The 14,766-nt window shown below is 62.4% G+C and carries 15 protein-coding genes; 1 reads left to right on the plus strand and 14 read right to left on the minus strand.

What is annotated here, in order from left to right; genetic code table 11:
- Positions 1 to 168: 168 nt before the first annotated feature.
- The 9 genes from J7394_RS16795 to cbiE form a co-directional block, all read right to left on the minus strand.
- A complete protein-coding gene (locus tag J7394_RS16795) occupies positions 169 to 1,353 on the minus strand; it encodes a CaiB/BaiF CoA-transferase family protein (RefSeq protein WP_209254659.1) in 1,185 nt (394 codons plus the stop codon).
- Entirely contained in the window at positions 1,340 to 2,959 is a 1,620-nt protein-coding gene (locus J7394_RS16800; protein WP_209254661.1) for a thiamine pyrophosphate-binding protein, read from the minus strand. The genes J7394_RS16795 and J7394_RS16800 overlap by 14 nt, the downstream gene beginning before the upstream one ends.
- Positions 2,960 to 3,040: 81 nt before the next feature.
- Positions 3,041 to 3,499 (minus strand): DUF302 domain-containing protein, encoded by a 459-nt coding sequence (locus tag J7394_RS16805; protein ID WP_209254663.1) that lies wholly within the window; start codon positions 3,497 to 3,499, stop codon positions 3,041 to 3,043.
- A 77-nt stretch (positions 3,500 to 3,576) separates the two neighbouring features.
- A complete protein-coding gene (gene cobF / locus J7394_RS16810) occupies positions 3,577 to 4,320 on the minus strand; it encodes a precorrin-6A synthase (deacetylating) (protein WP_209254664.1) in 744 nt (247 codons plus the stop codon).
- Complete coding sequence (cobA, locus tag J7394_RS16815) at positions 4,313 to 5,041, minus strand: uroporphyrinogen-III C-methyltransferase (RefSeq protein ID WP_209254665.1); 729 nt, start codon at positions 5,039 to 5,041, stop codon at positions 4,313 to 4,315. Before cobA ends, cobF begins: the two co-directional genes overlap by 8 nt.
- Positions 5,038 to 6,366: a cobyrinate a,c-diamide synthase gene (locus J7394_RS16820; protein WP_247748271.1), complete on the minus strand. Its 1,329-nt coding sequence runs from the start codon at positions 6,364 to 6,366 to the stop codon at positions 5,038 to 5,040. The genes cobA and J7394_RS16820 overlap by 4 nt, the downstream gene beginning before the upstream one ends.
- Positions 6,359 to 7,153, minus strand: coding sequence for a precorrin-4 C(11)-methyltransferase (gene cobM / locus J7394_RS16825; RefSeq protein WP_209254666.1), 795 nt, complete (start codon positions 7,151 to 7,153; stop codon positions 6,359 to 6,361). The genes J7394_RS16820 and cobM overlap by 8 nt, the downstream gene beginning before the upstream one ends.
- The gene (locus J7394_RS16830) at positions 7,150 to 7,518 is read right to left on the minus strand and encodes a cobalamin biosynthesis protein (RefSeq protein WP_209254667.1); all 369 of its coding nucleotides are present in this window, start codon (positions 7,516 to 7,518) and stop codon (positions 7,150 to 7,152) included. Before J7394_RS16830 ends, cobM begins: the two co-directional genes overlap by 4 nt.
- A complete protein-coding gene (cbiE, locus tag J7394_RS16835) occupies positions 7,515 to 8,714 on the minus strand; it encodes a precorrin-6y C5,15-methyltransferase (decarboxylating) subunit CbiE (RefSeq protein ID WP_209254668.1) in 1,200 nt (399 codons plus the stop codon). Before cbiE ends, J7394_RS16830 begins: the two co-directional genes overlap by 4 nt.
- Between cbiE and J7394_RS16840 the strand changes: the two genes are divergently transcribed.
- Positions 8,713 to 9,477: a cobalt-precorrin-6A reductase gene (locus tag J7394_RS16840; RefSeq protein WP_209254669.1), complete on the plus strand. Its 765-nt coding sequence runs from the start codon at positions 8,713 to 8,715 to the stop codon at positions 9,475 to 9,477. The two genes, cbiE and J7394_RS16840, sit on opposite strands and share 2 nt — an antisense overlap.
- Here J7394_RS16840 and cobJ read toward each other — a convergent pair.
- The 5 genes from cobJ to J7394_RS16865 all read right to left on the minus strand — a co-directional run.
- A complete protein-coding gene (cobJ, locus tag J7394_RS16845) occupies positions 9,450 to 10,202 on the minus strand; it encodes a precorrin-3B C(17)-methyltransferase (RefSeq protein ID WP_209254670.1) in 753 nt (250 codons plus the stop codon). The two genes, J7394_RS16840 and cobJ, sit on opposite strands and share 28 nt — an antisense overlap.
- Positions 10,199 to 10,927: a precorrin-2 C(20)-methyltransferase gene (locus J7394_RS16850; protein ID WP_209254671.1), complete on the minus strand. Its 729-nt coding sequence runs from the start codon at positions 10,925 to 10,927 to the stop codon at positions 10,199 to 10,201. The genes cobJ and J7394_RS16850 overlap by 4 nt, the downstream gene beginning before the upstream one ends.
- Positions 10,924 to 11,553, minus strand: a complete 630-nt coding sequence (locus J7394_RS16855) for a precorrin-8X methylmutase (RefSeq protein ID WP_209254675.1) — start codon at positions 11,551 to 11,553, stop codon at positions 10,924 to 10,926. The genes J7394_RS16850 and J7394_RS16855 overlap by 4 nt, the downstream gene beginning before the upstream one ends.
- Complete coding sequence (cobG, locus tag J7394_RS16860) at positions 11,553 to 12,692, minus strand: precorrin-3B synthase (RefSeq protein ID WP_209254677.1); 1,140 nt, start codon at positions 12,690 to 12,692, stop codon at positions 11,553 to 11,555. The genes J7394_RS16855 and cobG overlap by 1 nt, the downstream gene beginning before the upstream one ends.
- A partial coding sequence (locus J7394_RS16865; protein WP_209254689.1) for a cobaltochelatase subunit CobN occupies positions 12,689 to 14,766 on the minus strand: 2,078 nt, incomplete at its 5' end. The genes J7394_RS16865 and cobG, both read right to left, overlap by 4 nt.

The following is a 14,766-nucleotide window of genomic DNA, read 5'->3' on the forward strand; positions in this document are numbered from 1 at the left end:
ATCTGGTTGCGGTATTTGACACTGTTCGATTTACCAGAGTCTGCGACGGCGTCGTATCAGTATCGACCCTGCTCTCGAATTGGTGAAATCGCGTGTGTGAAAAAAATGAAAAAAACCGCCGATTCAAGGGCATGTTTCAGCAAGTTGCCGCCGAAACATGCAAGTGTTTCAATCTTCGAACGGGTTTTCAGCGCTTAAAATATCATCAGTATCGGCGCCGAAGACCGGAGGTGCATGCCGATATGTTACAGGCGTGCGCGACAGGTTGAGCGGATTGCCGATCAGATTCACCTCTCCCGGTTGGGCCTGCATGGCGATCTTCATCTGCCGCGCGGCGACCTGATCGGTGTCAAACACCTGATCCACCGTTTGCACCGGGCCGACGGGCACCTTAAGGGCCTCAAGCTCGGAAATCACAGTCGTCGTCGGATGCTGTTTCATCGCCGGGCGCAGGATCGCGTTCAGTGCGTCACGGTGCTCCAGTCGCGCCGGATTGGTGGCAAAACGGTCGTCGTCGGCAAGATCGGTGTGGCCGATGAATTCGCAGAACCTGCGGAACTGGCTGTCATTCCCAACGGCCAAAATCACGTGGCCATCTGCTGTCTCATACACCTCATATGGGACAATATTGGGATGTCCGTTGCCGCGTCGCTGAGGTGCCTGGCCCGAGGTCAGGTAGTTTGTGCCCTCATTGATCAACCATGAGATCTGGGCATCCACCAACGCAAGGTCGATCTGTTGCCCTTCACCAGTTAGGTCGCGGTGGCGCAGCGCGGCCAAAATGCCGACGGTTGCGTACATGCCGCACATCACATCGGCGATGCCCACGCCCACCTTCATTGGCGCGCCCTCGGGGTCGCCTGTCAGGGACATGATCCCACCATACCCTTGCGCCATCAGGTCATAACCAGGTTTGCTGGAGTTGGGGCCTGTCTGCCCGTAGCCGGAAATCGAGCAATAGACGAGGCCGGGAAGATCCTGCGACAAGCTATTGTAATCCAGCCCGTATTTCGCCAGCCCGCCGGGTTTGAAATTCTCGATCAGGATATCAGCATGCGAGGCCAGCCGCTTGATCTCTGCTTGTCCTTCAGGCGTTGCAATGTCGATGGCAACGGATTTCTTGTTCCGGTTGGCCGACATAAAATAGGCGCTCAGGTCGGAACGGTTGCCCGCTTCATCCTCAACATACGGAGGACCCCATTGCCGCGTATCATCTCCACCGGTCGAGGGGTTTTCGATCTTGATAACACTCGCGCCCAGATCGCCCAGCAGTTGGGTGCAGGTCGGTCCGGCCAGAATGCGCGACAGGTCCAGAACCTTTACGCCTTTCAGCGGCCCATTAGATTCGGCCATCATATCCTCCACGCTCGATCTCGGCAGCGATGACGGTAAAGCGGTCGGCTTTGACCGCCTCAACCAGTGCTGCACGCAGTTCTGCGCGGTTGCGGACCGTGTGTCCATAGCCTCCGAACGCGCGGCCCATGGCAGCGAAATCGTGGCGGTCGAAATCGACCCCGTTGTTACCCATCTGCCGTTGGCGTTGTTTCAACTCGATCAGGGCGAGGGAGGCGTCGACAAAGACGAGAAAGATCGGGTTGCCGCCCATTTCGGCGGCGGTCGACAACTCTCCGGCTACCATCAGGAACCCGGCATCGCCCGAAAAGCTGATCACCGGTCGGTTCGGTTCTGCCAGTTTCAGCCCGATCGCCATTGGAACAGCGCAGCCCATGGTGCAAAGGGCTGAGGACTGGATCAGCCCGCGTGGCTCCGAACACTCCCACATCTGGCTGAGGAGAATGCGGTGCGCGCCGCTATCCGCGGTTGCCAAAGTATTCGCGGGTAGGGCGGCACGGGTTTCGGCGATCACGCCAGCTGGCCCCCAATCGTCATTCTGTGGGAAGGCGTCCGCCAAAGCGGCTTTGACCTTCGCGGGTTCTCCGGCTGGCCAGGTGGCGCGGGCGGGGTTGCCTTTGGCGATGGCTTCGAGGGTCTGGCCAGTATCGGCGACAAGGTTTAGACCGGCCTGATGCATGTAGTGATCATTGACCACGGCCGAGATGTCGATCACGCGCGTTTCCTCGGGATCCCAGATCTCACGCCAGCCGGGGCGCATTTCGATAGGGTCATAGCCCAGACAGAGAACCAGATCGGCCTGTTCTACCAGCGGGATAAGGTGTTTGTCTGCCAGAGGGGACAAGCCAGCGCCGCCCAGACACAAAGGATGATCTTCGGGCACCACGCCCTTTGCTTTGTAGGTCGTGACGAAGGGGATGCTGAAATGCTCCAGAAACGCCTGAACCACGCTGCGTGAATCGTCATAGAGGACATCCAGCCCGATGATCGCAATCGGACGCTCGGCCTCGGCCACCCAGCGACGGGCTTTGGACAGGCAATCGCCTTCGGGGGCTACTGCGGCCACTTTTGCCAGACGGCGGCGTTTCGTCGATGAGACGCGGGTATCCGCGACCGAGATCGGCACGTCGATATGCACCGGGCCCGGGCGGGGTTGATTGGCCAGCGACACCGCCTTGTCGGCGATGATGTCCGCGCCCTCGGCGGTGAGGGTAAAGGTCCCTTTGGTGATGGAGCGATAGACTTGGCTGTGGTCCATGACCTGATGGGTGTAGGTCAGCGCCTCATCCGCGTCGACACAGCCGGTCAGCACGACCATGGGCACCCGGTCTTGCAGCGCGTTGGCAACCACGTTGATCCCGTTCATCGCGCCGGGACCAAGAGTTGCAACCAGTATCGCAGGCGCGCCGTCGCGGTGATGGACGGCTTCGGCCATGAACCCGGCTGCGTTCTCGTGTTTGGTCAGATGAAAGGTGATGCCGGCCCGTTCGAGGGCGTCCACCAGCGTCAGAACCTCGCCGCCCGGCATGCCGAACGCATGGCGGCACCCTGCCTCATACAATCGTTGAGCCAGTAGATCCGCCGCGCGGGGAGAGAGGTCCTGCATCAGTCATGCTCCGAGAAAAAGATATGTGACAGCAAATGTCTGACACACCGGCAAGAGGCAAGCGGGTTCACATCAGTGTGACTATTTGACGGCTGTTTCTGCGATGGATTGAAACTTTTGGTCTAGTTCTGCGGCAATATCGGACAGGGCCTGACCGCCCTGATCCGCGTAAGGTTCAAACACAAAGCTGGGGGTTTTGTAGGACAAACGCGCGGTGCCGTCGTCATTTTCGGTGACATACAGGCGAATCGGAGCCTCGATCATCGCTGCGGTCGAGGTTTCGAGTACCCGCACCGCATAGTCGTTGTTGAACACGCCGATCACACGATTGCCCGGAATGGTGATCCCACGGGCCGCCGCCGCTTTGGTCGGCCCGGCCTGAGTGACCACGATCAGCCCGTGCTCCTTGACGGCGGCCTTGGTGTCGGCCACCAGCGCGTCATAGGATTTCCCCGTGTCATGAACCGCCCATCCCGGCAGCGCCTGATCCGCAAGGGCAGGCGAGGCCAGCAAGTAGATTGCAGCGCAAATGGCTCTCATCACAGGGTCTCCGTCTTGTTGGTGTCCAACTAGAGCAGGTTTTGCCTGTGTGTACATTCACATTTGCGTATGCGTCTTCAGGTCGAGCGCTTTTGCAGCAGGTAGATATCCATGATCCAACCATGATCCGCCCGGGCCTGCGCACGGGTGGTCAAAATGGTCTCGGCCACCTCATCCAGCGGGCCGTGGATCAGGATTTCTTCCTTCATGCCGACATAGGCGCCCCACCAGATATCGAACGCCTCCATATCCAGAGCTTGAAACGAACACTCGCCGTCCAGCATCACGGCAACCTTGGTGGCGTCCGAGGGCCAGCCTTCGTCGCGGATGCGTCGGCCAGTGGTTACCACATAGGGCGCGCCGATATCGTTGATGGGAATGGCATGGGCTGCTGTCAGCGCCTGTAGCGCGGTGATCCCCGGCAGCACGCGTTTACGCGGTTGTGGGTCCAGTCGAGAGGCAATCCGCAGGGAGCTGTCGTAAAGCGAGGGATCCCCCCAGATCAATAGGGCGATCTTCGAGGCCTCAGGATGCGCCGCCATCGCCTCTTGCCAGCGCAGGGCAATAGCATCATGCCACTCGTCGACACCTTGCAGATATCCGTCGTCCGATCGGCGCTTGGGGATGTCAAAATATGCGATCTGCGGAGGGGTCTCAGTGACCTTGGCGATGATCTCCTCCCGAAGCCCGGCCAGATCGGCTTTGTTTTCACCCTTGCGCGGGATCAGGATCAGATCCGCCTCGCGGAGTGCCTGCGCGCCTTGCAGGGTCACGTGATCGGGATTGCCGGTGCCTATGCCGATCAGGGACAGCTCATACATCCTCGAACTCCGCCAAGGGACCGTAGAGGATCAGGGCAGGGGCCGTTCCGATCTCGGATTTCAGCGTTTCGGCCAGCGCGCCAATGGTCGAACGGTGCAGCTTCTGATCCGGCGTGGAAACGGATTCGGCCATCAGTGCAGGCGTATCCAGCGGCAGGCCGTTGGCGTGTAGGGCCTCGACCAGCAGCGGAAACGTCCGTTTGCCCATGAACACAACGGTGGTCGCCGCCGCATCCGCCAAAGCGGTCAGGTTCAGATCGGGGGGCAGCTGCCCGCTGACATCATGGCCAGTGACGAACTGCACCCGCCGGGCCGTCAGCCTGCGGGTAAGTGGAATACCGGCAGCGGCAGCGGCTGCGATGGCTGAGGGGATGCCGGGGATGATCTCATAGTCGATCCCGGCAGCACGCAGGGCGACGATCTCTTCCTCAAGCCGTCCGAACATGCCGCCATCGCCGGATTTCAACCGCACGACACGCTGTCCGGTCTGTGCGTATTCCACCAGCAGCCGGCTGACATGATCCTGTTTGGGCGAGGGCCGCCCGGCCCGTTTGCCGACGCCCACAAGATCGGCATCCGGTTGCGCGTGGCTCAGAATGGGCCCGCTGCTCAGATCGTCGAACAGCACGGCGTCGGCCTTCTGCATCCGGTCCACGGCCTTCAGGGTCAGCAATTCCGGGTCTCCTGGACCGGACCCAATGAATGAAACAAACCCACTCATGCCGAGGCCTCGGCGATCAGGTGAAAGAACGTACCGGTGACGTTGCCACGGCGCGATCCGGTCTGCGGGCCTTCATCCCCTTCGGCATCGAACACACGCGCCAGCGGTGCATCAGGTTGTTCGATGATCGAGGAATAGTGGAACTCATGCCCCCGCAGCGATGCACCTTGCGCAAACCCCGGCATCGGTGCCAGCAGTTCAGCCCGGCGATACCCGAGATTGAATTTGCGCTTCTGGTACGAGGTCTGCAGTCCCAGCAATCCGGCCATCTTGTGCGGCACGCCTTCTTTGTCGATCAAAACCTCACCAAGGGCCATGTAACCACCGCATTCCCCATGCACTGGCTTGGTCTCCGCGTGTTTCCGCAAACCGGTCAGGAACGTATCAGCCGCGGCCAGAGTACCTGCGTGCAGCTCCGGATACCCACCCGGCAACCAAACCAGATGGGCATCATCAGACGGGGCTTCATTGGCCAATGGCGAAAACGGCAGGATCTCAGCCCCCGCCGCACGCCAGCCTTCCAACAGATGCGGGTAGGTGAACGAAAACGCCGCATCCCGGGCCAGCGCGATTCGTTGCGCCGGAGGCTGCGGCAGCGCGGCTGACGATGGCCCTTTGGGGCCTGAGGAAGCCGCCAGCTTGATTGCCTCAAGGTCCACATGCTCCCGCAGGAATGCGGCATAGCCGACAATGGCACTTTCCAGATCGGGATGCTCAATCGCTTGGATCAGTCCCAGATGACGTTCCGGCAGGGTCAGGTCTCCGCGACGGGGCAATACGCCCAGAACCGGCAGGCCTGCACGTTCCATACCCAAGCGTGTTAACCGCTCATGTCGAGGGCTGGCGCAGCGGTTCAGGATCACTCCGGCAAAAGGCAGGTCAGGGTTGTACATCTTGAACCCTAGAGCAGTCGCCGCTGCCGATTGGGCCTGACCGCCCACGTCCAACACCAATACAACTGGCCAGCCCATGCGTTGCGCGGTTTCGGCGCTCGATCCGTGGCCCAGCTCGCCGGGTTTGGCGACGCCATCGAACAGACCCATCGAGCCTTCGGCCACCACGATATCCGCCCCTTCGGCCTGATCCGAGATCGCGCTAAGCAGCCCGTCGCCCATCGCCCAGCTGTCCAGATTGAACGAGGCTCGCCCTGCAGCCGCGCGGTGAAACGCCGGGTCGATATAGTCGGGGCCGCTCTTGAATGGCTGTACGATTAGGCCATCCTCGGCCAGCGCCCGCAACAGGCCCAGCATCACGGTGGTTTTGCCGGTCCCCGAAGAGGGCGCGGAGATCAGAATGCCCGGAGGGTTTGTCATCGAGTCATTCATCCTCGGGGCTCCAGCTTGACCATGGGCTGTCCGCGCTCTGTGGGCGGTAGCGGCGGTCGTAGTCTTTTGAATACAGACAGCTCTCGTCGAACCCTTCACCCGCCAGCGCAGGCCCGACCATGATCAGCGCGGTGCGCGAAATGCTCTCATCCAACGCGTCTTTGAGGGTGGCAAGTGTCGCGCGGATGATCCGCTCATCCGGCCAGCTAGCCCGGTAGACGACCGCTACGGGGCAGTCCGCGCCATAGGCAGGGCTCAGATCGGCAATCACCTTGTCCAGGTTGCCGATCGACAAATGAATGGCCAATGTCGCGCCGGTGCGGGCGAAGTTCTCCAACGTTTCGCCTTCGGGCATAGAGGACGCACGGCCCGGGGTCCGCGTCAAAACCACCGATTGCGCCAGGCCGGGCAAGGTCAATTCTGTGCCCAAAGACGCCGCAGCCGCCGCGAAGGAGGGCACGCCCGGGGTAACGCTGACGGGGATGCCCATCTCTTTCAGACGGCGGATTTGTTCACCCATCGCCGACCAGACCGACAGATCACCCGAATGCAGACGCGCGACGTCCAGGCCGGCCTGATGCGCCGCATTGATCTCGGCCATGATCTGATCCAAATCCATAGGCGCGGTGTTGATGATCTTCGCGCCTTCGGGGCAGTAGCCAAGAATCTCTTCGGGCACCAAAGATCCCGCATAAAGGCAAACGGGGCATGACGCGATGATATCGCGCCCGCGCAGGGTCAGCAGATCGGCAGCGCCCGGTCCGGCGCCAATGAAATGAACGGTCATGTATGTCCTCCGATGGCAATGGCGCATGTCGCCAGCCGGTCGTCCGAGATATGTCTGGGTGAAAGAAGCCGCGCGCCATTCCCGGCGGCGGCCAATGCGGATGCTTCTGCCACGCTGCCAGTGCCATAGGTGGCGCGGCTGCGGTTCGAGCATGTCAGGGTGCGTTGCCCGGCCAGATCGGCTGCGGCAACGAAAAGCAAGGGTAGCGCAAGGCCTTCTGCGAAACTGGCCAGAGCCAGGTGACCCTCTTTGTCGGCGACGGTTGCCAAGGCTTGAACGTCATGATCAGCGGCGGCGGCGTTATAAGCCGCGCGCAGGCTGTCCACTGTTGCGCTCGATGAAAAACCAAGGCCTGCGACGATCATAGCGTCACACTCCATTGCACGACCGGATAGGCCGATTTCCATCCGCGCCGAGGGCCGAGCGGTGCCGAGTGCGCAAGCTCAATCCGCAAAAGATCTCCGCCCAATTCTTCGTGCCAGCGGGCCAACAGCGCCTCGCTTTCCAGTGTAACGGCATTGGCGACCAAACGTGTGCCCGCGGGAAGGGCATCGCGGAGCCACGCCAAGAGATCGGCGCTGAGACCGCCTCCGATGAACACAACATCGGGCAGAGGCAGATCCGACAGCACATCCGGCGCCGTGCCATGAATAACGTTCAACCGATCTTGCCCCAAAGCATCGGCATTGCGTCGAATGCGTTCGGCACGATCGGCACGCGGTTCTATGGTTGTGGCTGTCAAGGCCGGATCACACATCAGCCATTCAATGCTGATCGACCCGGTGCCGCCACCAATATCCCACAGATGCTCACCGCGTTGTGGGGCCAACGCCGACAGGGTCAACGCGCGGATGGGGCGTTTGGTAATCTGGCCGTCGGTCTCGAAAATCTCGTCGGGTTTGCCCGAGGCCTTGGGGAAAACGCGCCCTTCGCCCGCAACCTCCAGCCCGACGCAGACCGGGTGATCGAACGTGCCCAGAAGCGCCTCGGTCAACGAGACCGAGCGCGCGCGTTCACGCGGGCCGCCCAATGCCTCCATCACGTGCAGTTGGGTATCGGCGAATCCCGTCTCGGTTAAATAGGTCGCAAGCTCAGCAACAGCTGCACCATTGCGCAACAGGATGATCGCCCGCAGCCCCGGAGACAGGTGCGGTCGCAAACGCGTCAGAGGAGCGGCGTGCAGGCCAAAGGTCTGGGTGCCTTCCAACGGCCACCCCAAACGCGCGGCGGCCAGCGAAAAGGTCGATTGGCCGGGTCGCGCTGTCCACTCGGCGGCCTCGAAATTGCGTGCAATCACCGAACCCGCGCCGAACCAGAAGGGATCGCCCGAGGCCAGAACCACCGTCGCACGGCCCCTAAGCCCGGTCAGGATCGGCAGACCGTCGGAGAATGGCACCGGCCATTCGATCCGTTCGGCCCCAGTTTCGGGCACCAGAGACAGATGGCGAGGCGGGCCCATGATGACCTCGGCCCGATCCAGCACTTGACGGTTTGCGGGCGACAGGCCATCAAGCCCATCTTCACCCAGGCCCAGAACGGTTAGCCACGGAGCATCAGACATGACGAACCTCCTGAGACCCAATGTGCTTATTCTGGGCGGCACGACCGAGGCGAACGCGTTGGCTAAAGCCGTTTCCGAACAGGGGCTTGCGGCGATATACTCCTACGCAGGACGGGTCGAGAAACCGCGCCCGCAGCCTTTGCCGGTTCGGGTCGGCGGGTTTGGCGGCGTGCAGGGTCTGGTTACTTACATCCGCGACAACGGGATCAGCCACGTGATTGACGCGACCCATCCTTTCGCCTCGCAGATGAGCCGAAACGCGATTGAGGCCTGCCGTGAGGCGCAAACGCCATTGGCCGCGCTGACGCGACCCGCTTGGCGCGCGCAGTCCGATGACGACTGGCGACACGTTCCCGATATCCCCGCGGCAGTTGATGCGTTGAACGTCGAGGCGAAGCGCGTGTTCCTTGCGGTTGGTCGGATGCATCTTGAGGACTTCTCGACCCAGCCCCAGCATCGCTATTTGCTGCGACTGGTGGATGCGCCCGAAGAGCTGCCCTTGCCGAATGCCGAAGTGGTCGTCGCTCGCGGGCCGTTTGCCGAGGCTGACGACCGCGCGTTGATGCAGAGGTACGAGACGCAGTTGGTTGTGTCCAAGAACGCAGGCGGCACCGGCGCGCGGGCCAAGCTGGACGCGGCGCGGGCGCTGGGCCTGCCAGTGCTGATGATCGACCGACCGGTCCTGCCAGAGCGGACCGAGCTGTCGACGATTGCACAGGTTCTGGACTGGCTGGCTCATTCCGGGGTGAACCTCGGGGTGTAGACGATCGGCGCGCCGTCGCGTTCGATCACGCGGGTGCGGGATGATCCGACGATCACCACGGTCTGCATATCTGCCATGTCAGGCGTGGCCTCGGCCAGAGTGGAAATCCGGATCGCCTCGTCCTCGCGCGACACGGCACGCGCGAACAGGATCAGACGTTCAGGCTCACATTCCTCACGTAGGATTTCCAGCGTCTTTACAAACCCTTCTGGCCGCGTCTTCGAACGCGGATTGTAAAAAGCCATCGAGAAATCCGCCTGCGCCGCCAGACGCAGCCGCTTTTCGATCAGCGACCAGGGCTTGAGGTTGTCACTCAGGTTGATGGCGCAGAAATCATGCCCCATAGGCGCGCCTGCACGGGCAGACGCGGCCAGCATTGCAGTGATCCCCGGCAGTACATCAATCTGAATGTTGCGCCATTCTTCAGGGCCGTTCTCCAGCGCTTCGAACACCGCAGCGGCCATCGCAAAGACACCCGGGTCACCCGAGGACACAACGACCACGCGTTTCCCCTCAGCCGCCATCTGCAGCGCGTGTTGCGAGCGATCGATCTCAACCCGGTTGTCACTGGCGTGCAGCGTCAAGCCGGGGCGTTCGGCCACGCGCGCGACATAGGGGATGTAGCCGACCACATCACTCGCCTCGGCCAGTGCAGCGGAGACCTCGGGCGTGACCAAGGCTTCGTTTCCCGGCCCGAGTCCTGCGATCTTGACCCAGCCGCTCATGGCCGCCGCCCCTGACCGTGCACCAGGATGATCGAGAAATAGGGGGTGATCCCTTCGCAGTTTTCGGACAATTTGCAGACGCGCTGGTTCGGCATTTGCGCGTATTCCACGATCCACGCGCGATCATACATCCCAGCGGTCTTGAGCGCGCGCTTCACCTTGTCGATATTGCGCCCGATCTTCATCACGACCAGTGCGTCGGTCTGCGCCATACGCTCGGCCAGAACCTCCTCGGGCAGGGTCGCGGCAAGAACGGTCAGGATATCATCGCCCCATGTGATCGGATCGCCTGTTGCAGTCCAAGCGCCGGACATGCCGGTAATGGCCGGGACGACTTCGACCGGGGCGATATCGCGAAGGCGGGTATAGAGATGCATGAACGAGCCGTAGAAAAACGGGTCACCCTCGCAGAGAACAACGACGTCTTCGCCCTTCTCAGCAAGGGCTTTCAGATGGTGCGCGCAGTCCTCGTAGAACGCCGCCAACAACTCATTGTAGCGCGGATCGTTCAGAGGGATCTCGGTTGTGACAGGGTATTCCATCGGGAATTCCACCGCGCCTTCCGGGATCATACCGTTGACGATGTTACGTGCCTGACCGCTACGGCCGGGCTTGCGGAAAAACGCAACGTGGCGGGCATTGCGCAGCAGGCGATCGGCCCGCACGCTCATCAGGTCGGGGTCACCGGGGCCGAGGCCAACGCCATATATCTTGCCGACGCTCATTCGGCGCGGCTCGCGATGGCGTTGATGGCGGCGACGGTGATGGCGCTGCCGCCCAGACGGCCTTTGACGATGCAGGACGGCACCGGCTGTGCCTCCCACAGGGCGTCCTTGGATTCGACCGCGCCGACAAAGCCAACAGGGCAACCGATGATGGCGGCGGGGCGCGGGCAGTTGGGGTCTTCCAGCATGTTCAGCAGGTGAAACAGAGCCGTCGGCGCATTGCCGATAGCGACCACAGCGCCCTCAAGATGCGGGCGCCACAGCTCAAGCGCCGCAGCAGAGCGTGTGTTGCTCATTTCAGCGGCCAGAGGGCGCACGCGCTCGTCGTGCAGCGTGCAGATCACCTCATTCTCGGCGGGTAGGCGGAACCGGGTCACGCCTTCGCTGACCATGCGCGCGTCACACAGGATCGGCGCGCCGTTTTCCAGCGCGGTACGCGCGGAGGATACAAAACCCGGCGAGAAATGGACGAACTCTTCCAGCCCGACCATGCCAGCCGCGTGGATCATCCGAACGGCGACCTGCTCTTCATCGGCGTCGAACCGGGCCAGTTCGGCCTCGGACCGGATGGTGGCAAAGCTCTCCTTGTAGATCGCCGCGCCGTCGGTTTCGTATGTGTAGGGCATCAGGTGAAGTCCATCGTCATCAGTGTTTCGGGGCGTAGCCCGCGCAGGATTGGCTCATCCCCCGCGCGGCCCTGTTTGACAAGATCAAATCGTCCGTTCTGGCCGACTAAAGTCACATCCGCGGGGCCCATCCGAGCGCACCCTTTGGAACACCCAGAGACATGAAGGGTGCCGGGTACAAGTGGGGCCAATTCGCGCGCGATATCGCGGGTTTCCGCTTGCGCCTGCGGGCAGAACGGCGCGCCGGGGCAGGCGTCAGTGGTCATAAGCGGGTCGGTGCCGTCCCTGACAAAACCCGGTGCAGGTATCGCCGCCCCGCCTTCCAGCAGGATCAGTCGCCAAGGGGTGACACGCAGGGCAGAGGCACCGCTGTTGCGGATCAGCGCGTGGAGCTCATTTGCGGGCAATTGCCCAAAGGCTGCACCGTAGAGGCTGCCCAGATCGCAAGCCCTCGGTTGCAACGACGCGCCAATTGGTCCGGGGTCGCGGCCCTGCCATTCCGCAGGCAGACCAAAAGCCGCCACGGCCCGGGCCATGCGGCGGGTGTCTGGTGTGAAGAGCTCGGCAAACCATGTGGCCAGAGCAATCAGGTGATTAATAGCCTCTGCCTCCGAGACGACACGTCCTGTCTGAGCCCCATCTGCGCGCAGGATCAGCCCATCGGCGGAACGCTCCACCCGGATATCGGCCGAGTCCGCCGCCAGCAAGCGCTCCGGTCCCGTGTCGATGGCAAAGCCGAACTTGGCCGGTAGCGCGGGCAGCTCACTCAGACGGTCGATCAATTCCTGAGTCAGCCGCGCGGTCAAATCGCCCGGCTGGTAGAGCGGTGAGACCAGAATGTTACGCCGGGCTTCGATACCTGGCTCCGCGTCCAGCAGTTCAAGCGCGGACAGCTCGGACAGCAAAGATTGATGATCGGCTTCCCGCACACCGCGCAACTGCAGATTCGCACGGTTGGTCAGGTCGATTGTGCCGTTGCCAAACTGCTGGGCCAGTTCACACAGGCCAAGCGCTTGTGGTGCAGTTAGCCGCGCCAGCCGAGGGCGCACGCGCACCACCAGCCCATCCCCTGACATCATCGGTCGGTGGGCGCCGGGGCACCAACCTTGGACGACTGGTTTTGGGGCGGGTGCGCTCATCCCAGCCCCTCCAGATCCGCCCGGATCGAGTTGCGCCTTGTGTTCCACAACCCTGCATCCAGCAGCGCGCGGAACCGGTTCTGCATGGCCTGATGGGCCTGCGGATTGGTCTGCTGCAAGAAGGCATCCACATCTTCATCGCCCAGCGTGGCATCGTGGTAGAGGTCGAACAGATGAGGCGCAACGGTACCCGAGAGATGCGCGAATGAGGCCATGTGATCCAAAGTCGCCGCGATCTCGGCCGCGCCCCGGAAGCCGTGCCGCTGCATCCCGGCGATCCAGTCCGGATTGGCAGCGCGGGCGTGGACGACGCGGCTGATCTCTTCCGGCAAAGTGCGCGCGCGTGGGTTTTCGGGGTTGGTATTGTCCAGATGATACAGCTGCGCGGTGCCACCCGTGGCCTTCTTGGCGGCGGCAAAACCGGCCTCATGCGTGGCGTAGTCGTTGGCTAGCAACAAGTCTGTTTCGGTCAGGTCCTGCAGGTGAACAAAACTGTCGGCATGCGCCACGCGTTCGGTGATGCCCGCCTTGTCTTGAACGATATTTTCGCCCTCCAGCGCGAAGGAGCTGGCCTCAAGCCATGCCTCACCTGCCTGCGCGCGGGCCTCGTCGGTATAGACCTCGGACAGTTGGGTCATGTTGACGCCATAGCTGCCAGGCGCGGGGCCGAACACGCGGGCCGACGGGGCTTGACCGGCATAAGGGTTCCAGTCGGTCGCCTCATCCCGCGCCGCTAACGCGCGGATCGCCTGACCGTAAAGCGCCGAGAGGGTTGGGAAGACGTCCCGGAACAGGCCCGAGACGCGCAGCGTCACGTCCAAGCGTGGGCGGCTGAGGTCGGTGATCGGCAGCACCTCGATCCCCGAGACCCTTTCGGAGCCTTTGTCCCAGGCCGGTTTCACGCCCAGCAGGTGCAGCGCCATGGCAAATTCCTCGCCTGCAGTGCGCATGGTGGCCGAGCCCCACAGATCGACGATCAGCCCCTTGGGATAGTCGCCTTCTTCCTGAAGGTGGCGGCGGACCAGTTCCTCGGCCAGTTTGACGCCTTGGGTATAGGCCGCCCTCGTCGGCACCGAGCGGGGGTCGGTGGTATAGAGGTTCCGCCCGGTCGGCAGAACATCCGAGCGACCGCGATAGGGGGAACCGGACGGCCCGGCCTCGATCCGCTTCCCGGCCAGCGCGTCGATCAGAGCGCTGCGTTCTGCATGGGCAGAGGGCGCAGGGTCGAAAGTACCGGATACCTCAGGCGCGCGGCCAAAGATATGCAGCCCGTCGCCGAACTGGCTTTCTTTGATATCGCAGACAAAGCGGTCGATGCGGGTGATCGCCTCTGCAGTGCAAGTGGCCTGATCGAGGCCTAGATCGCTCTCCAACCCGATGGCCTGTGCCTCGTCGCGGATATCTTCCTGCAGGCGGTCGCGGCGTTTGGGGTCGAGGCCATCCGCATTCGAGAACTCATCCAACAGCGATTCCAGCCGAACCATGCGATCCGGGGTACCGCTTTCCTTCATCGGAGGCGGGATATGGCCCAGCGTTACGGCTCCGATCCGGCGCTTGGCTTGTGCGGCCTCACCCGGGTCGTTGACGATGAAAGGGTAGATCACTGGCAGGTCGCGGATCAGCGCCTCGGGCCAGCAATTCGCCGACAAGGCAACGGATTTGCCCGGAAGCCATTCCAGAGTGCCATGCGCGCCGATATGGATCAAAGCGTCTGCGCCCAGCCCTTTGCGGAGCCACAGATAGAAGGCGACATAGCTGTGACGCGGGGTGCGAGACAGGTCGTGATAGTCGTCATCGCGCAGCTCGGGCGTACCGCGTTCGGGTTGGAGTGCAACTAGCGCGTTGCCGCGACGCAAGGCGGTGAAGTGGAACGCGCCTTCAGTAAAAACCGGGTCGTCTTCGGGCTTACCCCAAACGGTTTGCAGATCGGTGCGCAGTTGCTCGGGCAATTCCGCCAAAGCGGTCAGATAGTCTTGCAGCGGCCACGAAAGGCGGGCGTCCGGCAGTTCGGATGCGAGGTCTTCACCCGTTTCCCGGGGCGGCAGCCCCGGATCCCGCCCGACCCGCCCCCCAG

Source organism: Ruegeria sp. R13_0 (assembly GCF_017743995.1).
GTDB lineage: Bacteria > Pseudomonadota > Alphaproteobacteria > Rhodobacterales > Rhodobacteraceae > Ruegeria.